General features: G+C 40.8%; 16 protein-coding genes. 13 read left to right on the plus strand and 3 right to left on the minus strand.

What is annotated here, in order from left to right:
- Positions 1 to 29 precede the first annotated feature (29 nt).
- From ACQK2H_RS03995 to ACQK2H_RS04035, 9 genes are all read left to right on the plus strand, one after another.
- A complete protein-coding gene (locus ACQK2H_RS03995; protein WP_348279362.1) occupies positions 30 to 230 on the plus strand; it encodes a twin-arginine translocase TatA/TatE family subunit in 201 nt (66 codons plus the stop codon).
- Positions 231 to 234: 4 nt separating this feature from the next.
- Positions 235 to 1,668, plus strand: a complete 1,434-nt coding sequence (gene gatA / locus ACQK2H_RS04000) for an Asp-tRNA(Asn)/Glu-tRNA(Gln) amidotransferase subunit GatA (protein WP_425390181.1) — start codon at positions 235 to 237, stop codon at positions 1,666 to 1,668.
- Between the two features lie 3 nt (positions 1,669 to 1,671).
- A complete protein-coding gene (locus ACQK2H_RS04005) occupies positions 1,672 to 3,027 on the plus strand; it encodes a LysM peptidoglycan-binding domain-containing protein (protein ID WP_425390182.1) in 1,356 nt (451 codons plus the stop codon).
- Positions 3,028 to 3,111: 84 nt separating this feature from the next.
- Positions 3,112 to 4,203, plus strand: a complete 1,092-nt coding sequence (locus ACQK2H_RS04010; protein WP_425390183.1) for a DUF4837 family protein — start codon at positions 3,112 to 3,114, stop codon at positions 4,201 to 4,203.
- Between the two features lie 84 nt (positions 4,204 to 4,287).
- Entirely contained in the window at positions 4,288 to 6,573 is a 2,286-nt protein-coding gene (locus tag ACQK2H_RS04015) for an NADP-dependent malic enzyme (protein ID WP_425390184.1), read from the plus strand.
- Positions 6,570 to 7,163 carry a Holliday junction branch migration protein RuvA gene (ruvA, locus tag ACQK2H_RS04020; protein WP_425390185.1) on the plus strand — a complete coding sequence of 198 codons (594 nt, stop codon included), beginning with the start codon at positions 6,570 to 6,572 and terminating at the stop codon, positions 7,161 to 7,163. The genes ACQK2H_RS04015 and ruvA overlap by 4 nt, the downstream gene beginning before the upstream one ends.
- Positions 7,164 to 7,235: 72 nt before the next feature.
- Positions 7,236 to 14,291: a cell surface protein SprA gene (gene sprA / locus ACQK2H_RS04025; RefSeq protein WP_425390186.1), complete on the plus strand. Its 7,056-nt coding sequence runs from the start codon at positions 7,236 to 7,238 to the stop codon at positions 14,289 to 14,291.
- Positions 14,292 to 14,346: 55 nt separating this feature from the next.
- Complete coding sequence (gene gcvH, locus ACQK2H_RS04030; protein ID WP_425390187.1) at positions 14,347 to 14,721, plus strand: glycine cleavage system protein GcvH; 375 nt, start codon at positions 14,347 to 14,349, stop codon at positions 14,719 to 14,721.
- A 107-nt stretch (positions 14,722 to 14,828) separates the two neighbouring features.
- Complete coding sequence (locus ACQK2H_RS04035) at positions 14,829 to 15,506, plus strand: energy transducer TonB (RefSeq protein ID WP_425390188.1); 678 nt, start codon at positions 14,829 to 14,831, stop codon at positions 15,504 to 15,506.
- Positions 15,507 to 15,684: 178 nt separating this feature from the next.
- On the opposite strand, the gene ACQK2H_RS04040 is transcribed toward ACQK2H_RS04035, so the two are convergent.
- From ACQK2H_RS04040 to ACQK2H_RS04050, 3 genes are read right to left on the minus strand one after another with little or no spacing between them, the layout of a single operon-like run.
- Positions 15,685 to 18,255 (minus strand): tetratricopeptide repeat protein, encoded by a 2,571-nt coding sequence (locus tag ACQK2H_RS04040; RefSeq protein WP_425390189.1) that lies wholly within the window; start codon positions 18,253 to 18,255, stop codon positions 15,685 to 15,687.
- Between the two features lie 11 nt (positions 18,256 to 18,266).
- Positions 18,267 to 18,554 carry an Asp-tRNA(Asn)/Glu-tRNA(Gln) amidotransferase subunit GatC gene (gene gatC, locus ACQK2H_RS04045; RefSeq protein ID WP_425390190.1) on the minus strand — a complete coding sequence of 96 codons (288 nt, stop codon included), beginning with the start codon at positions 18,552 to 18,554 and terminating at the stop codon, positions 18,267 to 18,269.
- A 12-nt stretch (positions 18,555 to 18,566) separates the two neighbouring features.
- Positions 18,567 to 19,298: a lysophospholipid acyltransferase family protein gene (locus ACQK2H_RS04050; RefSeq protein ID WP_425390191.1), complete on the minus strand. Its 732-nt coding sequence runs from the start codon at positions 19,296 to 19,298 to the stop codon at positions 18,567 to 18,569.
- A 125-nt stretch (positions 19,299 to 19,423) separates the two neighbouring features.
- Here ACQK2H_RS04050 and ACQK2H_RS04055 point away from each other — a divergent pair, with 125 nt between their 5' ends.
- The 4 genes from ACQK2H_RS04055 to atpD all read left to right on the plus strand — a co-directional run bounded on the left by ACQK2H_RS04055 (position 19,424) and on the right by atpD (position 24,576).
- Entirely contained in the window at positions 19,424 to 20,347 is a 924-nt protein-coding gene (locus ACQK2H_RS04055) for an ABC transporter ATP-binding protein (RefSeq protein ID WP_425390192.1), read from the plus strand.
- 21 nt (positions 20,348 to 20,368) lie between these two features.
- Positions 20,369 to 21,685, plus strand: coding sequence for an ABC transporter permease (locus ACQK2H_RS04060; protein WP_425390193.1), 1,317 nt, complete (start codon positions 20,369 to 20,371; stop codon positions 21,683 to 21,685).
- Positions 21,686 to 21,763: 78 nt separating this feature from the next.
- On the plus strand, positions 21,764 to 22,981 hold the full coding sequence (locus ACQK2H_RS04065) for a sensor histidine kinase (RefSeq protein ID WP_425390194.1): 1,218 nt from the start codon (positions 21,764 to 21,766) through the stop codon (positions 22,979 to 22,981).
- An 86-nt stretch (positions 22,982 to 23,067) separates the two neighbouring features.
- A complete protein-coding gene (atpD, locus tag ACQK2H_RS04070) occupies positions 23,068 to 24,576 on the plus strand; it encodes a F0F1 ATP synthase subunit beta (protein WP_425390195.1) in 1,509 nt (502 codons plus the stop codon).
- Positions 24,577 to 24,615 lie beyond the last annotated feature (39 nt).

Consider the following 24,615-nt stretch of genomic DNA (forward strand, 5'->3'; position numbering starts at 1 on the left):
TTATCTTTGTAATCTAAAATTTTAAAGCAATGCATACATCATTATTATTTGCAATGCCAGGGTGGACTGAGATGATCATCATCGCTCTATTTATTATCATATTTTTTGGAGCGAAAAAAATACCTGAGATAGCACGAGGCATGGGAAAAGGAATCCGAGAGTTTAAGGATGCCACCAAGGAAATCAAAAATGAAATAAACGAAGGTTCAAGCGAAGAAAAAAAAGCTTAAACCCTTGAAAACGTTTCAATCATTCTCTGAGATTCAATCAGAGATCGATTCGGGCAAACTGACAGTTTCCGAATTGATTCAATATCATTTAAAGCAGATTGAAAAAAATAATGGAAGGCTTAATGCCTTCCTTTCTGTTTATGGTCGTGAAGCTCAAAAACGAGCAGCTGAGATCGACACTAAGATCTCAAAAGGAACAGCAGGTAGGCTCGCCGGTTTGGTAGTAGGGATAAAAGACGTCTTTGCGTACCAAGACCACCCCTTATCTTGTGCCAGCCAAATACTGGAAGGTTTTGAATCTCAATATACGGCCACTTGCATCCAAAGGCTGCTTGATGAAGATGCCATTATTATTGGCCATCAAAACTGTGATGAATTTGCGATGGGATCTTCAAACGAAAATTCTGCTTTCGCCACTGCAAGAAATCCAATAGATGAAGCCCGGGTGCCAGGTGGCTCGTCAGGTGGCTCAGCAGTCGCAGTAGCATCAGATATGTGTCAGGTATCCATTGGTTCCGATACAGGAGGCTCTGTGAGGCAACCGGCTGCTTTTTGTGGTGTGATCGGGCTTAAGCCTACCTATTCAAGAATTTCTCGATATGGTCTGGCTGCATATGCAAGCTCATTTGATACCGTTGGAATTATTTCAAAAAGTGTTGAGGATGCCTCGTTAGTATTGGAAGTGATGGCAGGGGCAGACAATTTTGATAGCACGGTCTCACATAAAGAAGTGCCCGTCTATTCTACTGAAAGAATGGATAAAAAATACAAAGTTGCGTATATGCGTCAGACCCTGGAGCATGATGAACTAAACCCTGAAATCAAGGCTGCTACACTCCAATGTATCGAGAAATTAAAATTAGACGGACACAATGTTGAGGCAGTAGACACCACTTTGATGGACTATGTATTACCAACTTATTACGTACTCACCGCAGCAGAGGCTAGCTCTAACCTCTCACGTTACGATGGCGTTCGGTATGGTAAACGGTCACCGAGTGACAGTCCCGAGTCGATGTATAAGCGCTCCAGATCAGACGGTTTTGGAGCTGAGGTAAAAAGAAGAATCCTTACAGGTACATTTGTGCTAAGTGCAAGCTATTACGATGCATATTATAATAAAGCGCAGCAAGTCAGGCGACTGATAAAAGACGAAATTGAAAATATTTTGCAAGACTATGATTTTCTCATATCGCCAACCACTCCAACTACTGCATTTGAAATAGGTGCCCTTAACGACGATCCGATCCGTATGTATTTGGAGGATTTATATACGGTTCAAGCCAATGTTGCAGGTATTCCTGCTATTTCAATACCCTATGGATTTGATAACAAAGGCTTACCGATCGGCGTACAAATCATGGCAAATAGCTTTAATGAGCAAAAATTGCTTGATATTTCAAATCAAATCATTACTTTCAAAGATCAAAATAGCTAGGATATGATACGAAAATGGCTCCTGTTAGGAATAATTTTCATTTCGTTAGAGGGGAAAGCACAGGAATTTCGGCTAACTGAAGTGATACCGGATTACACGTATGACGAAGTTGCTGATAGAATTTCATGCCTCGAGTCTGAGGTGCCACTTGAATTTAATGAACGAGTGCTCGCATTCATTGACTATTTCGCAATTAAGGATCGAGCCTACACCCAAGACATTGTCAAAAAGAAGGAATTATACTTCCCACTCTTTTCTGAAACCCTCGCTCGCTACGATATGCCCGATGAGCTTAAATACCTTGCCATTGTCGAGTCAGGGTTACGTCCAAATGCCATTTCACGGGCCAATGCTGTAGGGCTTTGGCAGTTCATTTCCTCAACCGGAAAAATGTATGGATTGCATAGCAATTGGTATGTTGACGATCGAATGGATCCTGTGGAGGCGACAGATGCTGCCGCCAGACACCTTATGGATCTTTACAGAATGTTTGACAGCTGGGAACTTGCTTTGGCCGCCTACAATTGCGGTCCGGGAAATGTCCGTAAAGCAATTAGAAGAAGTGGCTACAAAAGAAATTTTTGGGAGATTTATCGATACCTCCCACGAGAAACAAGGTCATACGTTCCTCAGTTTGTAGCGATCACTTACATTTTCAATCACCTGGAAGAACATGGATTTGACCCTCAGCCGGAAATTTTCTATCCGGAAATGGATACCATCATGATATCTCAATATTTTCATGTAGAGACCTTCTGTAATCAGCTAGGTCTTTGTTTAGATGATATGCTACTTTGGAATCCGCAGATAAAAAGAGGAGCGCTACCTGAAGGGACTAAGGACTTTGCGTTGAGAGTGCCTGCTGAATGGAAAGAAGATATTGTGGCAAATAGAGTTCACCTGTACGACACGGCCTCTAAGGTAGGAAAAGCACAACTTGAATATTTGGCGCGGAACACCCCGGGCAGCACCTATGGTCGTGAGCGATTGTATTATCGAGTTAGAAGTGGTGATGTTTTAGGTACAATAGCCAGAAAATACGGGGTAAGGGTGTCTGATATCAGAAAATGGAACCGACTGAATGGGAACCTGATTCGGGTAGGTCAGCGATTAAGCATTTGGGTATTGCCGACATATAATTCTCAAACAAAAAATCTGTATACTGCGTCTGCAAACACTCCTAAACCGACTGCAACCGTACCAAACTCGCAATCAGGTAAATTATACACCGTGAGGTCGGGTGATTCGCTATGGAGCATTAGTAGAAATAACAATACCAGTATTGAGAAGCTAAAGCAAGCCAATAAATTAACCTCAAATACCATTAAGCCCGGGCAATCACTGGTGATTCCGAATTAAACTGAAAAGTTTTCTTCTTATGCCCTAAGTTTGAACTCCTCGGAATAGTTTTTGCTATACTTCGAGCTAAAAAATAATATCATTATGCAGCGATTTATTCTTCTATTATTGGTTTTAGGTGTTTTTGCGTGCAGCGAGGAAGATAGAGAGAATAGGAGAAAAGATATGCTTCCAACTGCCAAGGGGGAAGCAGATGAAATTATACTGGTAGTTGATTCTACTCAGTGGGTTGATTCAGTGGGACTAGGTGCCGAATTACGGAAAACATTTTTAGCGCCAATGCTTGGTCTACCCCAGGATGAGTCACTTTTCAATGTGAGTAAAGTAAGTCCGCAAAGACTCAATTCTGTATTGAAAAAAGCAAAGAACCTGGTGTTTGTGATGACCCTCGATAGCAAAACTCCTGACAGTAGGGTGCTGCAAAAATATTTCACCGATCAGTCACTAAATCAGATTAAAAGGGACACTTCAATTTTCTATCGGTCGCAGCGTGACCTTTTCGCAAAGGGTCAAACAGTCATGTTTCTGTTTTCTTCTACAGAGGAACAGTTGGCAAAAAAAATCAACTACAATCGGTCTCAAATTCGTGAATTTTTTGAGGCTTCTGCCCGGGAGACCATTAAGGACAAAATCTTCAACAGCCCTAAGAAACAGTTAGCTCAGCGTATCAAAGAAAATCATAACGTAGAGCTTACCATTCCATACGGATGGGAAAAAGCCAGAGACTTGAAAAATTTTGTGTGGTTACGCAAAATGGATGCAGAAACCGAGCAGAGCATATTCATATACTATGAGCCTTACACTGATAGAGGGGTGTTCAACGAAATAGGTGAGTTTAGAGATAAAATCACCCAGCGAAATCTCTATGATGGAGAGCATCCGGATGTATACATCAAGCGTCAAGAGATCATTCCCGTGTTTACAGAGCGTGTCAATTTCAACGGTCATTTTGCGGTAGAAGCCAGAGGGCTATGGAAAATCAGTGACAACTCCAGGGGAGGACCATTTGTAAGCTATACCATAGTAGATGAAGAAGAAGGGCTGATTTATTACATCGAAGGATATGTGGATTCTCCTGGGACCAGGAAGAAGAATTTGGTAAGAGAGCTGGAAGCCATTCTTTCGACTTTTAAGACTAAAGGAGATCTAACATCTTCTAAAGAAGAAGCCTCTTAATTTATTCTAATAATTGCTTATTCATTTTTAGTTGGTGACCTTTGAAGGCCAGATGGAAATCTGAGCAACTTTAACCAATAAAGAATGAGTACCACGAAGATTAGGCCGAAGGAGGCATTAGAATATCATTCAAATAAACCTGCAGGAAAAATAGAAGTGAACGCCACTAAGTCGGTGAGTTCACAACACGATCTGGCACTTGCATACTCTCCGGGAGTGGCTGAGCCCTGTAAAAAAATTGCAGATGATCCGGAAGATGTCTACAAATACACAGCCAAAGGAAACTTAGTCGGCGTTATTTCAAATGGAACTGCTGTCCTCGGTCTGGGTAATATCGGCCCGGAAGCATCCAAGCCGGTAATGGAAGGTAAGGGCGTGTTATTCAAAAAATTTGCTGGGATTGATGTTTTTGATATCGAAATCAATGAAGAAGATCCTGACAAATTCATTGAAATTGTAAGGTCCCTGGAGCCAACATTTGGAGGTATCAACCTAGAGGATATTAAAGCCCCGGAAAGCTTCAAGATTGAGCAAACACTACGGGAGCAGATGAATATCCCGATCATGCATGATGATCAACACGGGACTGCCATTATTTCCAGCGCTGCATTATTGAATGCGCTTGAAGTCGTTGATAAAAAAATTGGAGATATCAAGATCGTAGTAAGCGGAGCTGGAGCTGCCGCAATTGCTTGCACTGATCTTTATGTGGCACTCGGCGCAAAGAAAGAGAATATTCTCATGGCTGATAGCAAGGGGATATTGAATGAAAGCCGCAAAGGCTTGGATGAAATCAAGTCAAAATATGTCACTAAACAAAAAGTTGATACACTCGAAGATGCTTTGAAGGGTGCCGATATGTTTTTAGGACTATCTATTGCCGATGTGGTGAGTCCTAAAATGCTTAAATCAATGGCGGAGAACCCGATCGTATTTGCCTTGGCAAATCCAAATCCGGAAATAGCATACGATCTGGCCGTTAAAACCCGTAAGGATGTAGTGATGGCTACTGGTAGATCAGATCATCCTAACCAGGTAAATAATGTGCTTGGTTTTCCATATATCTTCAGAGGTGCATTGGATGTTAGATCTACTGCAATCAATGAGGAAATGAAGCTTGCCGCAGTAAAGGCGATTGCAGAACTGGCTAAGGAACAAGTACCCGATATTGTACTTAAAGCCTATGGAAAATCAAACATCAAGTTTGGAAGCGAGTATTTGATTCCAAAACCAATGGACCCTCGCTTGATTACGACCATTTCTCCGGCTGTGGCAAAGGCGGCAATGGATTCCGGAGTAGCCCGCATTCAAATTAAGGACTGGAAGCAATACGAGGATGAATTGCTTGAACGTGTAGGTATTGATCAACGATTGATATCACGATTCGTTTATCGAGCACGTCAGAACCCTATGAAGAAAGTGGTGTTCGCAGAAGCAGATCACATAAATATCCTCAAAGCTGCTCAAATGACCCTCGATACAGGTATTGGAACACCGATCCTGATGGGGAAGCAAAAAATCATCAAGCAGTTAATCGAAGAGCATGAATTAGAGGCAATTAAAGATTGCGACATTATTGATCCAAACGAACACTTGGATAAAGTGGAGGAATATGCCAAGGAATACACGCTGATTCGTCAACGTAAAGGAATGACTATGCATCTCGCCAGAAAAGCGATGACTAGTCGTACTTATTTTGGGATGATGATGGTTGAGAAAGGTGAGGCTGATGTTTTGATCTCCGGACTTTCCAATGATTATCCAAAGACGGTGCTTCCGGCTCTTCAGATTGTTGGTATGGAAGAAGGAGTTAACCGGGTGGCAGGGATGTACATCATGAATACTCCAAAAGGTAATTTTTTCTTTGCAGATACTACCGTTAACATGAATCCAACTGAGGAAGAACTGGTAGAAATAATAGGACTGACACATCGCGCAGTGAGCTTTTTTGATTATGAGCCAAAAATTGCCGGTTTATCATTCTCAAATTTTGGATCGGCAAAAGGAGAAGTGCCTAGCAAAATGGCAAAAGCAATTAAGATGGCGAAAGAACGTTGGCCGGATATGATCATTGACGGTGAACTCCAGGCAAATGTAGCCTTGAATAAAAACCTAAGGGATGAAATGTACCCGTTCAGCTCTCTGAGAGGCCATAATGTAAACACTTTGATCTTCCCGGATCTTCAATCAGGAAACATTGCCTATAAGACATTGATGGAAGTTGGAGGTGCAGAGGTTATTGGGCCAATCTTGATGGGAATGAAGAAATCTGTACAGGTGCTTCAATTAGGTAGCTCAGTCAAAGAAATTTATAATATGGTTGCTATTGCTGTGGTAGATGCGGGAGTAGGAAACAGAGAGGGTCTATGATTACATACTTAAAAGGAAGGTTAGCCTTCAAAGATCCAACGCACCTTGTAGTGGATGTAGGAGGTGTAGGATATGAAGTAAAAATTAGCCTGATCACCTATTCTCAGGTAAAGGATAAGGAAGATATCCTTATTCAAACCTATTTACACGTCAAAGAAGATTCGCATACCCTGTTCGGATTTTATGAGCAATCAGAAAAGAAAAGATTCCTTGACTTATTGTCCATCAATGGTGTTGGACCTAGCACTGCGTTAATGATTTTATCCTCATTGGATGCAAAGGAATTGCAGGCGGCAATTGTACAAGAAGATGTCAAAACCATCCAGTCAGTCAAGGGCATTGGAGGCAAAACAGCTCAGCGAATTATTCTTGAATTGAAGGATAAAATGAAAAAAGAGGGATTACTGGATAAATCTGTAGAAATTCAGCCTCGTTTTGATAATACACTGCGTTCTGAGGCGTTATCAGCCTTGACAACTTTAGGAATAAATAAGTCAACAGCAGAAAAAACTGTTGATAAGATTTTGAAAGAATACGGAGAGGAGATTAAACTTGAAGAATTGATCAAACAAGCACTGAAGCGGTCATAACCTAATCTAACTACTAAGGGCTCTTTTTTGAAAGAAAATCTGCATATACGATTCCTTCTAGCGTTTCTAATTTTGGGCAGTTGGTCGCAAGCGAATGCGCTGTATTTTCAACAGCAGGATACGGTGAAGGGTGATACGATTGGCCCTTATGAGCCTAGTAAAAAACCAACCTTTCAGCCAAGTTATCGGTTTGGAGATCCGTTTTCTTTTAGGAGTTCCCGATCACCACTGTTTCTAAGAGATCCTTCGCAAGTAGACATGCAGGTACAGTTCAATCCTGATACTACGTCCGAAGATGCCGGTGTTACTTATTCTGTCTATGAAAACATTGGTGCACTGGATTTCCGACCGGCTTCATTCATGACATTTAGCGAGTTTAACCGCTATAATAATTCACAGCTAAATAGGGAATATTTTAAAGAACGGTCGGCCGGTCTTGATGGTGAAAGTGCAGTTAGTGGCAGAAGCTTAATCCCACGCCTTTATATAAGTCCGGTATTTGACCGAATTTTTGGAGGTAGCTATGTAGATATCCAGCCAAATGGATTTGTGAATCTGGATTTTGGTGCACGCTTTCAGCGAATTGATAACCCAGCCATTCCATTGCGTCAGCAACGAAATGGAGCATTCAATTTCAATCAGCAGATAAGTATGAATGTGGTGGGAAAAGTTGGTGAGAAGCTTGCCATCACAGCCAATTTTGATAACAACAACACCTTTGATTTTCAAAACAATCTCAAAGTTGAATACACGGGCTATGAAGAGGATATCATCAAACGGATAGAAATAGGTAATGTGAGCATGCCGGTTTCCAATTCATTGATGAGTGGCGCACAGTCCTTGTTTGGAATCAAAACCGAACTTCAGTTTGGAAAACTATTTGTGACTACCGTGCTTTCACAGCAGCGGGGAAGAAATGAGACGTTAACCATCGAAAGTGGATTTCAGGGAAGAGAGTTTGAAGTTCAGGCCTCTGACTATCAGGAAAACAGACATTTCTTTCTGGGGCACTTCTTCAGGGATAACTATGAACGATGGCTAGCTACATTGCCCCAGGTCACTTCAGGTGTAAATGTCACAAGAGCAGAGGTATATGTGTTGAATAGAAACAATGATACAGAGACCACCCGAAACATTGTTGGATTTATGGATTTGGGTGAAGGCAGTGTTATTTATGCAGATGACAACAATGTAGGTCCCGGACAGGGAGGGCCTACAAGAAACAACGCCAATTCACTTTTTAGAAATTTAACCGTGCAGCCAGCTGACGGAGTGGATCAGTTCATCTCCAATACCTTCCCTTCATTTGAAAGTTCAGTTGATTATGTAAAGGTAACTACCGCCAGAAAGCTCGATGACTCTGAATATAAGATCAATCGTGAGCTAGGATATATCACGCTTACGAGAAGTCTTCAGAGTGATGAAATACTAGCTGTTGCCTATGAATACACATTTAATGGAACGGCCTATAAGGTGGGAGAGCTTACAGAAGACTATCAGAGCAGGTCTGATGACAAGGTGATTTATTTAAAACTTTTGCGTCCGAATAAAATCAATACGACTGTGCCTACATGGGAGTTGATGATGAAAAACATCTACAGCCTCAACGCTGCTCAGGTTGGAAAAGAAGGATTTCAGCTGAGAATCATCTATCGCGATGATGCTACAGGTCAGGACAATCCTTCACTGCATGAGGGAAGGCAGTTAAAGGATAAGCCACTTGTAGAGGTTTTCAGTCTTGATAGGCTCAATCCACAAGGAGATCGGCAACCTGATGGAAATTTCGATTTTGTCGAACGCTATACAATAGATCCTCAGAACGGAAATATCATCTTTCCGGTATTACAGCCATTTGGAAATACGCTGGAAGAGCAATTTCAATCGGATGAGGGCAACCTGGTAGAGAAATATGTATATGATGAGCTCTACACTGAACCAAAAGCAACAGCAGAATTAAATGCTACTCAAAATAAATTTGTGATATCTGGAAGGCTAACTGCCGGATCTTCCAGTGAAATCACACTCCCGGGTATCAATATAGCAGAAGGATCCGTCATAGTTACCGCCGGAAATACCCCACTGACTGAAGGGTTGGATTATACCGTAGACTATAACCTGGGTCGTGTGCGTATTTTAAATGAGGGAATACTTAGTTCAGGTAAGACTATCCAGGTTTCGTATGAAAAGGCGGACCTTTTTAATTTCCAGACAAGGACGCTGACAGGAGCACGTTTTGATTATCGTTTTAATGAGAACTTCAATATAGGAGCAACAGTACTTCACCTAAACGAGCGGCCGGGAGGTATTACCCGGTATGCTGTTGGAAATGAACCGACCCGAAATACGAAGTACGGGTTTGATATCAATTATCAAAATGAATCACGCTTTCTGACAAAAATGGTGGATGCGCTTCCAATGGTAAGTACCAAAGCACCATCGTCTATTACCATCAATGCAGAGGTAGCGCAGCTGGTTCCGGGCACGAGTAATATCGTAAACGGAGAAGGCACTTCTTACATTGATGATTTCGAAAATGCGATAACACCCATCAATATCATGGGTTGGCAAGCGTGGAAATTAGCCTCTACACCGAGGGTTTTCCCTGAAGCTCAAAGCGGAAATCAAGGCCTTAATTACAACTATAGAAAAGCAAAAATCGCATGGTATACGGTAGATAATAGTATTTTCTATCGAGCAGGAGGAAATGCTCGTCCTTCCAACATTTCTGACACAGATCTCGAAAATCATTATGAACGGGCTGTTTTACCACAGGAAATTTTCAGGCAGAGAGATCAGACGATTGTCAACTTTAACGAGCCGATTTTTGATGTGGCATTTTTCCCGAATGAAAGAGGACAGTATAACTACAACCCTGCTACTAATCCAGATAATACTTTGCCAAACCCTGAGCAAAATTGGGGTGGGGTTACACGTGCAATTACGAATGAAGTCAACTTCAATAAAACGAATATTGAATACCTGGAATTCTGGCTTTTAGACCCGTTTATTGATGGAGAAAACGGAGTAGTTAAAGACGGTCTGATAAACGGAAACGCAAGAGAAGATACCGATGGAGGGAAACTGTATTTCAACCTCGGTAGTGTCTCAGAGGATGTTGCCCCGGATGATAAACATGCTTTTGAAAATGGACTTCCTGCTAACGGTGAAATAGGTGCAATTACAACTTGGGGCCAAATAACCGAAGATCAGTACTTAACCAATTTTTTCGAAAACTCTCCGGGAGCAAGAGATAATCAAGATGTGGGTATCGATGGTCTGACGGACGATGATGAGCAACTGATATTGGATCAGAATAACGTAGCTCTTAATCTAAGCCCTGATATTACTGATATTTCAGCAGATAATTTCAGGTATATTCTGGACGATTTTTACGATGAAGTAAATGCGACTATTGTTCAGCGCTACAAAAACTGGAATGGCATGGAGAATAACTCACCCATTGCAGCTGCAGGTGGGGGAGCGTTCATACCTGCTTCTACTACACTTCCGGATAATGAAGACTTAAACCAAGACAACACGATCTCTGATCTGGAAGAATATTTTGAATATGAAATAGACTTAAGACCAAAACAGGGTGCAAATAATCCAAGTGATGGAAACCTGGTGCTAAGCGATTACATTGTTGATCAGATATCGGCTCCTAATGAGGAGAGCTCTAATTGGTATCTATTTAGAATCCCTATTAAGAATGTTGGTAAACCCATAGGCTCCCCATCCTTTGAGAATATAAAATACGTAAGGATGTATCTGACCGGTTGGAGTCAGCCGGTGGTCCTTCGTTTTGCTCAAATGCGATTGGTAGGCAGTCAATGGCGAAAGTTTGAACGAGCACTGAATGAGCCGGGCTTAGATGCACTTCCAAACATTGAGACATCTGATTTTTCCGTTTCTGTTGTTAGTATCGAAGAAAACAGTACGTCTACTTCAGGAGGTGTTAGATATGTACTTCCACCTGGCCTTGACAGGGATATTGACAACACAACACCGCAAAATATCCGATTCAATGAGCAGTCCTTGCAGGTGTGTGTGGAAGATTTAGATGATAAAGACGCAAGAGCTGTTTATAAAAACGTTTCTTATGATCTTATTAATTATGGTAGAATGAAGATGTTCTTTCACGCAGAAGCACATAATGATGATATGGTTCTTGATAATGAAGTTTCTGCAATCATAAGATTGGGAACAGACTTTGATGAGAATTATTATGAAATAGAGGTTCCATTACAAATAACCCGGCCTGAAGATCTTACTGGTTCACAGGATCAAATAAGAAGACGAGTATGGCCGCTTCAAAACGAATTGGATATCTCAATTAAAGAATTACTTGGGATAAAATCTGAAAGAAACAGGGCCGACTTAGATGAGAATAAGTTGTACTCAGTTCCATCCAATGACGGGAAATATACATTTACAATTAAGGGAAGGCCTGATATCAGTGCCATCAAAGTAATGATGATCGGAGTTAAAAACCCGGGAGATGAATCGAACACTCCTAAATCTGTATGTATTTGGGCTAATGAACTTAGGGTAACAGATTTCGATAGCAATGCAGGGTGGGCTGCAAATGCAAGAGTCAGCACAAAGCTGGCAGATTTAGGCACGATCTCAGCTTCAACCAGATATACATCCATTGGGTTTGGAGGTATTCAGCAGCGAATCTCCGAACGATCCCGGGCAGAGACAAGGCAATATGACATCTCTGCCAACATGAATCTGGATAAGTTTCTAAGACCGGATAAGACAGGCTTAGTGATTCCTATGTTTGTGAGTTATGAAAAAACAACAATAACTCCACAGTTTGATCCATTGGATCCCGATGTTCCGCTAGAAGCATCGCTAGAAGCTTTTGACAATCCTACAGAGCGCGAGGAATATAAAAGAATTGTGCAGGACAGAACGACCAGAAGAAGCATCAATTTCACCAATGTGAGAAAAGAAAAAGTTAATCCTGATGCAAGAAGTCATATTTACGATATTGAAAATTTCTCCTTTAGCTATGCATACAGTGATCGATTTTCAAGTAATGTGAGTACTGAAACACTTCTGAATAAAACAGTAAGTGGAGGGGTGAATTATAATTTCTCACCTGCGTCTTTCAGTATTGAACCTTTTGGTAATTCTGAAAAGCTCTCATCACCTTACTTCGCATTGATTAAGGATATTAATTTCTCACCCGTGCCTTCAAATCTGTCATTTTCTTCCAACCTAAGACGTGACTTTAGGCTTACCCAATATTATAATAATGACCTGACAACCGATGGAGTGGATCCGCTGTATGAGAAGACATTCTCATTTTCCAGAAACTATGGATTTAGGTGGGATTTTACCAAAAGTCTTGGCCTAACATATAGTGCTACTGCAAATGCTGTAATCGATGAGCCGGAAGGAATAATAGAGGGTGATATCGATACAAGTTTTGAGCGTGAATATATCTGGGATCAAATTTTCACTCTTGGCAGGATGAAAAACTTCAATCAAAGCATACAACTTAACTATTCGCTTCCATTCGATAAGATTCCGTTTACAGATTGGTTTTCTTCTGACGCACGATACTCCGTAGGATATGGTTGGGTGGCAGGTGCGATAGACCAAGGAGTTGATACACCAGACTCATTATTTTTTGGGAACTTTATCAATAATCAGCGAACCATTGGTCTTACAGGCAGGGTGGATATGAATAAACTTTATGACAAAGTCACCTTCCTGAAAAACGCCAATACACCTCCCGGTAGAGATGAATCAGTTAGTCCGGTAAACAGTGTATTAAAATTCCTCATGATGCTGAAATCTGTCAATGGAACCTATAGCATCAATGAAAGTACGTCACTTTCCGGGTTTGCACCTCAGCCATTCTTACTTGGTCTTGATAGCGGCTTCAATGCACCTGGCATTGAGTTTATTTTAGGAAGTCAGGATCCCGGCATAAAAAGAAAGGCAGCTCATAATGGGTGGCTGGTTGAAAATGAAAATCTCAACTCACCATTTCAACAGACTTATGGTACGGATATCGATGTGAAGGCAGATTTAGAGCCTTTTAAAGAAATGCGAATGCAGTTGACATGGAACAGAGGGTTGAACAATCAGTATCAGGAGATATTTAGATTTGACGGAGAGGGTGGGTTTGAAACGCTTACACCATCCAGAAGTGGAAGTTATGCTATTTCATTTTTATCAATTAATACGGCATTTCAAAAGGATGGCCCTGATAACAATTCTGAAGCATTTATGCAGTTTGAGCAAAACCTGTTAGATATAAGGGAAAGGTTGAATCGAGTCAATCCAAATGGTGATTACGATACCCTTTCTCAAGATGTGCTGATCCCCTCCTTTATTGCAGCCTACTCCGGAAAAGATGTTAATACGGTAGAGCTATCTCCATTTCCAAAAACGCCGCTACCGAATTGGAGAGTAGACTACACAGGACTGGTTAATATCCCTGCTTTGTCAGAGCTTTTTTCTTCTTTCACTGTTTCTCATGGATATAATTCATCATATAGTGTTTCCAGCTTCACAAATTCACTGAATTATGGTGAGGATGTTATTGGTTTGCAAAACGACATTCTAGATTATCCACTGGCGCAGGATGATAGTACAGGCAGATTAGTACCGGTCTACATTATCAATCAAGTGATGATCTCTGAACAATTCGTTCCATTAATCGGATTCAACGTCCGAACGAAAAACAATATTTCTACTCGACTAGAATTTAGAAAAAGTCGTAACCTGGCTTTGAATATGTCGAATGCGCAAATCACCGAGACAGTGAATAATGATGTTACACTGGATATTGGATACTCAAAAGTAGGGTTCAAGTTACCGTGGAAGTTTCAGGGAAGAACGATTACATTAGAAAATGATCTTACGATGAGAGTTGCTGCATCCGTAAGGGAAAGTAAGACGGTACAAAGAAAAATCTTTGATAGCAGCACAGTCACAAATGGTAATTTAACCTGGCAAGTCAGGCCAACCATCACTTATAAAATCAATAACCAGCTTGACTTTACTTTCTACATGGAAAGAAACGTCACAGACCCTAAAGTGCTCAGTTCATACAAACGAGCCACCACTGCTTTTGGTGTTCAGCTAAGATTTGGTCTCGCACAGTAGGGCAGTTCAATTCAATATGGTATTTTTGACGCCCGTTATTAAATCCATTATAAAAATGAATATTCCTTCAGATTTACATTACACCAAAGATCACGAGTGGGTAAAAATCGACGGAGATGTTGCTACCGTTGGTGTTACAGATTTTGCTCAGGGCGAGCTAGGTGATATCGTTTATGTTGAAATAGAGACAGAAGGGGAGTCACTTAATGTCGGTGATGTATTTGGAACAGTAGAAGCAGTGAAAACTGTTTCTGATCTTTTTATGCCTGTTTCCGGTGAAGTCATCGAAGTAAATGGTGATCTGGAGTCTAATCCCGAAGTGGTCAACTCAGATCCGTATGGAGATGGGTGGATGATCAAGATCAAAATTTCTGATAAAGGTGATCACCTGATTTCAGCCGAAGATTATAAGGCAGAAGTAGGGGGTTAGGAAATTTTGGAATGTTTTTTGCATGAATTAAGGAAATACCATCGTCCTTTTGGTATATAAAAATTGAAGGGCATATATTTGATGTTCAACTTCACAAAAGAAGGAATATGGAACCGAAAAAAAATCCAAAAATTGACCTTTCCAGACAATCAGGCTTGTTCCTGAATATTGGAATGGCAGCAAGTTTATTACTAGTAATATTGGCGTTCGAGTGGAGAACTTACGACGATACCGGTCTTATGGACCTTGGTAACATTGACGATGATTTCGAAGATATCATCGATATTCCACCAACCGAGCAGCCACCTCCCCCACCTCCCAAAGTTCAAGTACCTGAGATCATAGAGGTTCCTGATGAAGAAGAAATCGAGGAAGAGATCGAAGTTGAATTGGACGTGGAAGTAACTGAGGAGACTGTGGTAGAAGAAATTGTATTCGAAGAAGCTCCCGAAGAAGAAAATGTAGATGAAATTTTCACAATTGTGGAAGAGTCTGCATCATTCCCTGGAGGAATCACAGCTTTCTATGAGTACCTTCAGAAAGAGTTGAAGTACCCAAGACAAGCGCAGCGTATGGGTATCGAAGGTCGTGTATTCGTACAGTTCGTTGTAGAGAGAGATGGATCTCTTACTGATATTCACGTGGTGAAAGGAATTGGAGCCGGATGTGATGAAGAAGCTGTGAGAGTACTTAAAAACTCTCCTAAGTGGAAGCCAGGAAAGCAACGAGGAAAGCCTGTTCGTCAGAAGATGATTCAGAACATCCTATTTAAGTTTGCTAACTAAGAATAGGAATAAAACACTAAATAGCCTCTTGAGCAATCAAGAGGCTTTTTTTGTGCCATCAAATTCCAGAGTAGGATAGGAAGATTAGCTAACGCACCGCAGTATTCTATAGGGGTTGCGAAGCTCTAATTCTTTTATACTAGACTTAAGCTCGAACATATCTATTCAATAAAATGAATCACCATGTTTCATCTTCCAGCTCTTCTTTCCGTTGGTCGTATTCCTGCTTAAAGGTTATGAAAGCATCTTCCGGGAGAAGTGATTTTAGTTTGTCAACCGCTTGATCAGCATACTCTATTAGGCTCCAGTCTAATGCCAGCAAAGCATATTTCTTAAGAAGGACATCACTGTATGGGTTTATTTCGGTAGCATCCACCAACAGTTCATAGCCTCCTGAGGCTTCACGTTTAGTCAGTTCTTCTACTACAGCGACTACTTGCGACTCATGAAATGCATTAGATCTGCCCAGTTGGATTAATGCTTTTGCGGATAGGCTGTCTAAGGTAGGGACGGGCTGTCTGCCTCGATCTGGTTTCTCATAATCATCTAATCGGGCTAATACTTGGTTTGCCCGGTTAGTTAACTCAGGGTTTTGCTTCAACGCAGAAAGTAGAACAGTGGGAATCTTCTCAATAGTCCCCAGACGTGCCATCGCTTCGATTTTACCGAACAGTGCCTCATTATATTTTAGCTCCAGAGCTTTATTGAAAAACTCCAACGCAAGCCTATTTGCCTGCTGATCCAATGCAAGCTTTCCCAATGCATCTAAATAAATTCCTTTATAAAGCTGGTGTGCATTTGCCTGTAAATAATCGAGAATAAGAAATGCGTCATTTACTTCACCTTTCTTATACAGGTGCAAAGCCAATGCTTTTCTAAGTCTGGAATTAAAGGTGGCATCCGAGGACTCCTCAATCACTCTTTTCGCAAAAACCTCTAATGAATCATGATCAAACAAGAAGGCTCCATTGAGTAAATATACCTTTTGGTGCAAAGGTTCTGCTTTATCTAATGATTCATATTCAAAGGATAACTCAGTATTACTAGTCTGAGAGGTGAGTATATTGCTCTTCACCCCAAAATTTCCTTCGTAATAGTCTGATTGAATGTTTACACTGTCAATGGCTTCTATTTTTCTCAAAGCAGCCCATTTATTTACCAATGGCGCATCGTTCCATTCATCGGATTGATTGGCATTTTCAAAATATTCTAAGGCTCGAATGAGTTCTCCTTTATTTAGGTGAATCAGGCCAAGATTATTTTTCATTTCACCGCTATTCAAGGTTCTTAGCGCTTCTTCATAAATCGCCTGAACCTTATTCGGATTAATTTCAGCATCAAGATTTCCATAGTTAACCAGTGCATAAGGAGAAGGGAATCGCTGAGCAGCACTATGAAAAAAAGTTTTAGCAGGAAAATCTGCACCTTTTTCTAACTCGTACCAACCTAATGTGTAGTTGGCGTAGTGTGTGTTATACCCTAGAAAACTAGCCTGTAAGATGTACTCCTTGGCAAGTAGCGGATTGTTATCCGTTTTTGCTTCTTGAGCCAGATAATTATAATACCCTGTGCGTAGCAGATTGTATGGTTCTTGACCTGCAAGAAAGTAGAACGCTAAAACGGCGAATACACCTCCCAGCCTGGCGCTAGCATAAGGAAAATTACGCTCCTTGTAGACGATTTTATGAACTTCAAACCCCTTGATCAATGGATCGATGAAATTGCCTATGATATATAAGAAAAATAAGGCACCAAAACCGATGTGGAAATAAAGAATGAAGTAGTGAAACGCTTCATAAACGCCATCGTTTCCACGAATCATTTGATGTGCGATGAACAATAAAGTGACAATCCCCAGGCTGAATGTCAATAAATATGCAATGTCATTGGTAAAGTATCTGGAAAGAAAATTTGCTTTGTACTTAATACTCCACATGCTGATCAGGCAAGTGATTGTAAGTAAAACGAATGGGTCAAAGTAAAAGAAACTGTTTTCATATAACCCTGACTTATTCAGATAGTAAAGCACCAGATTGCCTAAATAGATAAGTGATAATACAAGAAAGTGGATATGGTTACTTCTTCCTCCTTTTCCTGATGTCACCACATATAAAATGGTGAAAATAATCTCTTCTGATATGATGAATAGAAACAATATGCCACAAATGGTGTAGCCGAAAACTGAATGAGCGATAAGGTGGTCAGTAAAAAGTGTAGCATTACCAACTCCTACTAACAACAGACCACTTATTCCAATGAGAACCGCAGCTCTAATTGTAAAAGGAATATTTTTTTTGTATTCATGAAAGATGATTAGAGGAACAATCAAGCCAATAAATGGTATTAGAATCACCATTTTAGATTGGATTTCGAAAAGGCCGACTTCAAATAAATTCAGTCTGTTGAGGAAAAGGGCAAATAGAGCTGCAATCACAAAAAATGCATACCTTTTTAGATAGGTGGATGCTGCAAGTGTTAAACACAACCCAATCCACATTAGCGCCATAAAGGCTTTATCAACATTCAGGTTTCTTTTGATTTCACTCCCGGAGTAATTCTCACTGAGAAGGTATTTTTCACCTTTGATTTCATGAGTCATCAAGTCAGTCTCCAGCGACCAGGCTGGAAATTCAATGATTTCACCTGTAGTGGTAACCTCCCAATCTATGCTAGAGCTATATCCATTGTGATAACTCCACAGCATAGCCAGTAAACAGGGTATAAATAGACCTGCTAAAAATTTTCTCATAGAATAATTAACTATTTAATCACTTTAGGCACTCGAAAATATTTCTCATCGTGTTTTGGCGCATTTTTAAAAACCCGATCAATTGGAAGGTGCTCGTTGACTTTGTCTTCCCTGAATTGATTTTGTTCAGAAGACATACCGGTAAGAGGTTTCACACCTTCAGTATCTAACTCTTGCAGCTTATCTACCCAATCCACCATTTTTTGAAGATCGTTGATCATCTCTTCCTCTTTATTCTCATCCACATGAAGTCTGGCAAGGTGGGCAGTCTTATGGAGAATTTCTTTTGTGATTTTCATTAAAGCTTAAAATTAAGTCTTAGCCAATGAATTGTTTAGTCCCGATTGAATGACACGGAAAACTTCTTCCCTAAGTTGTTTTACATCATTTTCTGTGTCTCCATTTGGCCAGATAGGTTCATGATAAGTAATGCGACATTTTTTTCTTCTAATGTTGAAAAGGTCATCATCCGGAAGAATTAAATAATTATCCGGTAAGGTAACGGGTACGATAGGAATATTATTCTCAACAGAAAGTTTAAAAGCCCCATCTTTAAAATCTACCATATTTGGGTATTCTGTAAGACGAATGCCTCCTTCCGGAAAAAATCCAAGATTAAATCCATCAGCAATAGCCTCACGTGCTTTCACTAAGCTACGCGCACGGCTTCTGTAGCTGGATCTGTTTACAGTAATGTGCAGTGTTCGGTACATGTATCCAAAAATAGGAATGCGTGCCAGTGAGCTTTTCCCCACAAACTTGAAAGGAAGTGGGAACAGACCTAAGATCGGGATGTCGAGGTATGAAAAGTGATTTGCACAAAGGATGTATTGTTGCTTTTTATCTATTTTGAAATGGTACTGCCTATCTACCGGGATAAAAGCCATTTTCAAAAAACACCATGCCCAGATATAGTTAATCTTAAGAGCTACTTTGTGCAATGGTCGTATCGGAACCATTAAAAGCAATGGAATGATCAAAAGGGCAAAAAAGAAAACCATCGAAAAAATGGCCCATAGAGAATACAAGCGTCTTAAAAACATACTGCCGGTTAGATGCACAATTGAGCCACTAAATTAGTCGCAAAATCCAGTCAGTAGAAAAAAATCAATGACTGTGTAATTTTTTCATACTTTCGTGCACTAATGATCATAAAACCGAATTCACTGTGAGTCTATTAAAAGTAGAAAACGTAAGTAAAGCATACAGCGAGCATCAGGCCCTGTCTAATGTAAGTATGGAGATTCCTGAAAAAACAATTTTTGGATTGTTGGGCCCTAATGGGGCGGGAAAGACCACATTAATCCGAATTATTAATCAGATTATTGAGGCTGATCAAGGAGCCGTACTATTTGAAGGCACACCACTAAACCTTGAGCACATCAAGCAAATTGGATACCTCCCGGAAGAGCGGGGGTTGTACAAGAAAATGAAAGTTGGTGAGCAGCTGGTTTACCTGGGTCAGCTGAGAGGACTTTCCATGAAAGAATCTTCAAAAAGAGCGAAATCATGGTGCCAAAAACTAAACATCATTGATTGGTGGGGTAAAAAAGTAGAAGATCTTTCTAAGGGAATGGCTCAGAAAATACAGTTCATCGCTACGGTGATGCACGAGCCTAAACTGATTATTCTGGATGAACCTTTCTCTGGTTTTGATCCTGTTAATGCCAATTTGATTAAAGATGAGATACTTGAGTTGAGAGAAAAGGGTGCTACAATCATTTTCTCTACGCATAGAATGGAATCCGTAGAGCAGCTTTGTGATCACGTAGCTATGATTCATAAGTCTGAAAAGATTTTGGATGGGCCAAAGATTGAAATCAAAGAGCAGTATCGTGATGGAACGTATTATGTGGAATACAAAGAAGGGGAACTTAAAAATGGGAATGGCTTTGAGGTAGTCAATACAGAAGACATTGGTCGCTCCCTGAAACGATCGTTGATTCAGTTTAAACCTGACGGCAATCCAAATGAGCTTTTGAAGTCATTAATTGGTCAGGTGGAAATTCATTCATTTGTGGAGCGTATCCCAAGCATGAATGACATTTTCATTTCATTGGTAAAAGAAGATCCTGAATTAATAGAAGCCTAATCACCGAAAAAGAAGCAAGTAATGAATAAGATATTATTAGTAATACAGCGTGAATTCATGAGCAGGGTTAAGAAGAAGTCTTTCCTGCTTGCAACCATCTTAGTGCCATTGATCTTTCCTGCCGTAATGGGAGGAATGATTTACCTGGCTATTCAAAATGAAAAGAGCAAAGAAACAGAAGTAGTCCGTGTATTGGATGAGAGTGGTTTGCTCACTTTCGAGGATTCAGATCGTTATACCTACAAGGAGGTCGAGGGTCCATTGGAATCTGCTAAGGAGGGATTCAGTAAATCTGAGGATTTTGCTCTGATTTATATTCCGGACATTGACATTGATAACCCTGAAGGGGTACTCTTTTATGCGAAAACCAGTCCGGGAGTTAATCTGGTAAATCGGTTCGAAAATAATATTGAAGCTCAAATCAGGGACATCAAGCTTACGCGCTCAGGATTGACTGAAGAGCAGTTGGATCAACTGAAAACCTATGTAAGTATCGATTCCTTTAACATTTCCGAAACCGGAGATGAGAAAAAGAGTGATGCCGGCTTCACCTTCGGTATTGGCTATGCAATGGGCTTTTTAATCTACATCTTCTTGTTCGTTTACGGATCACAAGTGATGCAAGGTGTCATCGAAGAGAAGAACAATAAGATCGTGGAGGTGATTGTCTCATCTGTACGTCCATTTCATATGATGATAGGAAAAGTAGTGGGTGTTGCCTCTGTTGGTATCTTCCAGTTTTTGATATGGATGCTTTTGTTTACTGTTATTATCGGAGGAGCCATGGCGGTATTCGGCTTAAGCATGGATCCTGCTGAAACGGCTCAAATGATGCAACAATCAGGAGATGAAGCTTCCGCGATACAGTCCAATCAAAAAGTTCAGGAGGTCATGACGATTATCCGCGATACGCCTATCACACAAATTGTACTGCTTTTTGTCTTCTTTTTCTTAGGAGGTTATATGTTGTACGGAGCACTTTTTGCGGCAGTAGGCTCTGCAGTAGACACTCCTGCGGATGCACAGCAGTTTATGATGCCGATCATGTTGCCAATTATTGTTGCCTTGATGGGGCTATTCATGTTTGTCTTCAATGACCCTCATGGATCCATCAGTTTCTGGCTCTCAATCATTCCGTTTACTTCGCCAATCGTTATGATGGGTCGAATAGGATTTGGAGTACCGGCATGGGAGATTGCTTTGAGTATGGTATTGCTAGTAGGTGGATTTATTTTCACCTTATGGTTAGCAGGTAGAATCTATCGAATTGGTATTTTAATGCATGGAGCTAAAGTGAACTATAAGGTGTTAGCCAAGTGGTTCATGCAGAAGAATTAAAATAGATCACAGATTCCTCGTTATTTTTAATCCTGATGAAGCGCTTACTTTGTCAGAATAGCTATAAGGGAATCTGCATTGAAAAAAAACTTTAAAGAAGCAACAAGCAACACGCTAGCCCCACTTCGACCACATTTAAAGTGGCTCGTAGTGGGGTTTGCCGTTTTTATAAGTTTTGGATCAATTTTATATACCAATCGGCTTGTTGAGCAGATCAGAGAGCGTGAGCAGCGTCAGATTGAGATATATGCCAGTTCACTTGAGTTTCTTGCCAATGAGAGCGAAAACGTCAATTTCTTCTTGATTTTAGATGAAATTGTTGCTGCAAACAATTCAATTCCTGTTATTCTCACCGATGAAAATGCAAATCCTGAAGATTACAGAAATCTGAGCAAAGCAGATAAAATACCGGAAGGGAAAGAACGAGTTGAATTTCTTAAGGAGGAGGTAGAAGAAATGAGGGAAGCCCACCCTCCAATAGAAGTTACACTGAAAGATGATCAGGATCGTATTTATGGTTATAAATACATTTATTATAAAAACTCATTCTTATTAAATCAGCTCAGGTATTACCCATACATACAGCTTTCTGTTATTGGCCTATTTGGCGTGATTACTTTTATGATCCTGAATTACATACGGCGAGTAGAGCAGGATAGAGTGTGGGTGGGATTAGCAAAGGAAACAGCTCATCAGCTAGGCACACCGCTTTCATCTTTGATGGCATGGTCTCAGTATTTTAAAGATTTATATCCGGATCAGCTAGAGGCATTACTGGAGCTTGATAAAGATATCGACCGGCTAAAGTTGATTACCGACCGGTTTTCAAGCATAGGTAGCGAACCACAACTATCCATGTTGAATTTGGCAGAAGTCATTGATGAAATTGTCATGTATCTCCAAAAAAGGCTTTCTTCTAAGATTTTGATCACTGTTTCTGTTTTCCCAAATAGGGATATTGAAGCAAAGGTTAATGCCTCACTTTTTGCCTGGGTGATAGAAAATCTCTGTAAAAACGCAGCAGACGCAATGGAGGGAATAGGATCGATTCATATCAGTATTTTGCGAGCAAATGAGGGTCGTATCGCTGTGGACGTTCAGGATACTGGTAAGGGAATTCCAAAAACGAAAATAAAAAATGTATTTAGACCAGGGTACACTACGAAAAAGCGAGGGTGGGGATTGGGGTTAACGCTCGCCCAGCGTATTATTGGTCATTATCACAGAGGAAAAATTTTTGTAAAACACTCAGAAATGAACAAGGGCACTACTTTCAGAATTTACCTGAATGGATGATGACGAAAACCCTTTTTCCTTATAGTTTTTTCCCTTAATTTCGCACCAAATTTCAAACAACCCCATTAATATAACCACAAGAAATAATGGCAAATACAGGTAAAGTAACCCAGGTTATTGGTCCGGTAGTAGACGTAAGCTTCAGCGCCGAGGGATCAAAACTTCCACAGATTATGGATGCACTCAAAGTTGTCCGTCCGGACGGCACAGTAGTGATTTTGGAAGTGCAGCAGCACTTGGGTGAGGAGGCAGTGAGAACCATTGCGATGGAAGGAACTGACGGCCTTCAAAGAGGAACTGAGGTGACTGACCTTGGTGCACCAATCAAGATGCCTACTGGAGAAGCGATCAGAGGTCGTCTTTTCAACGTAGTAGGTGAGGCAATTGATGGAATGGAGCAGGTAGATAATACGAATGGTTTACCGATTCACAGGCACGCACCTGCCTTCGAAGATCTTTCCACTTCTACGGAAGTGCTTTTTACAGGTATTAAAGTTATCGACTTGATTGAGCCTTATGCAAAAGGAGGTAAAATTGGTCTTTTTGGTGGTGCGGGTGTTGGTAAAACCGTATTGATTCAGGAGTTGATTAACAACATTGCAAAAGGACACGGTGGTTTGTCTGTATTTGCTGGTGTAGGTGAAAGAACAAGGGAAGGCAATGACCTTCTTCGAGAGATGATTGAAGCTGGAATCGTTGATTACGGAGACGAATTTAAAGAATCAATGGAAGCAGGTGGATGGGACCTGTCAAAAGTAGATAAAGAAAAACTTAAGGGTTCCAAAGCAACATTTGTGTTCGGTCAGATGAACGAACCTCCTGGTGCAAGGGCTCGAGTAGCACTTTCAGGATTGACAGTTGCAGAACACTACAGAGATGGTGACGGTGAAGGAAAAGGAAAAGACATTCTTTTCTTCGTTGATAATATTTTCCGATTCACACAGGCTGGTTCAGAAGTTTCAGCACTTCTTGGTCGTATGCCATCAGCGGTAGGATACCAGCCTACGCTAGCTACAGAGATGGGTCTGATGCAGGAAAGAATTACCTCAACGAAGCGAGGGTCAATTACTTCTGTACAGGCGGTTTACGTACCTGCGGATGACTTGACTGATCCAGCACCGGCTACAACATTCTCTCACTTGGATGCTACGACAGTACTTTCAAGAAAAATTGCTGAGTTAGGAATTTATCCAGCGGTGGATCCATTGGATTCGACTTCTCGAATTTTGAGTGCAGACATCCTTGGTGATGAGCACTATGATTGTGCGCAGCGAGTGAAAGAGATCCTTCAGCGATACAAAGAACTTCAGGATATCATCGCCATCCTTGGTATGGACGAACTTTCTGATGAGGATAAGGAAGTGGTACACAGAGCAAGAAGAGTACAGCGATTCTTATCTCAGCCGTTCCACGTTGCAGAGCAGTTTACAGGACTTCAAGGAGTACTTGTAGATATCAAAGACACCATCAAAGGATTCAACATGATCATGGATGGTGAGCTAGATCACTTGCCTGAGGCAGCTTTCAACCTTGTAGGTACGATTGAGCAGGCAATTGAGAAAGGTGAAAAACTAATGGCTGAAGCCAACGCCTAATCGCAACGCGATAGGAAATAATTGAGATGATTTGGTTTT

This window comes from Ekhidna sp. (assembly GCF_965228795.1).
Classification (GTDB): domain Bacteria; phylum Bacteroidota; class Bacteroidia; order Cytophagales; family Cyclobacteriaceae; genus Ekhidna.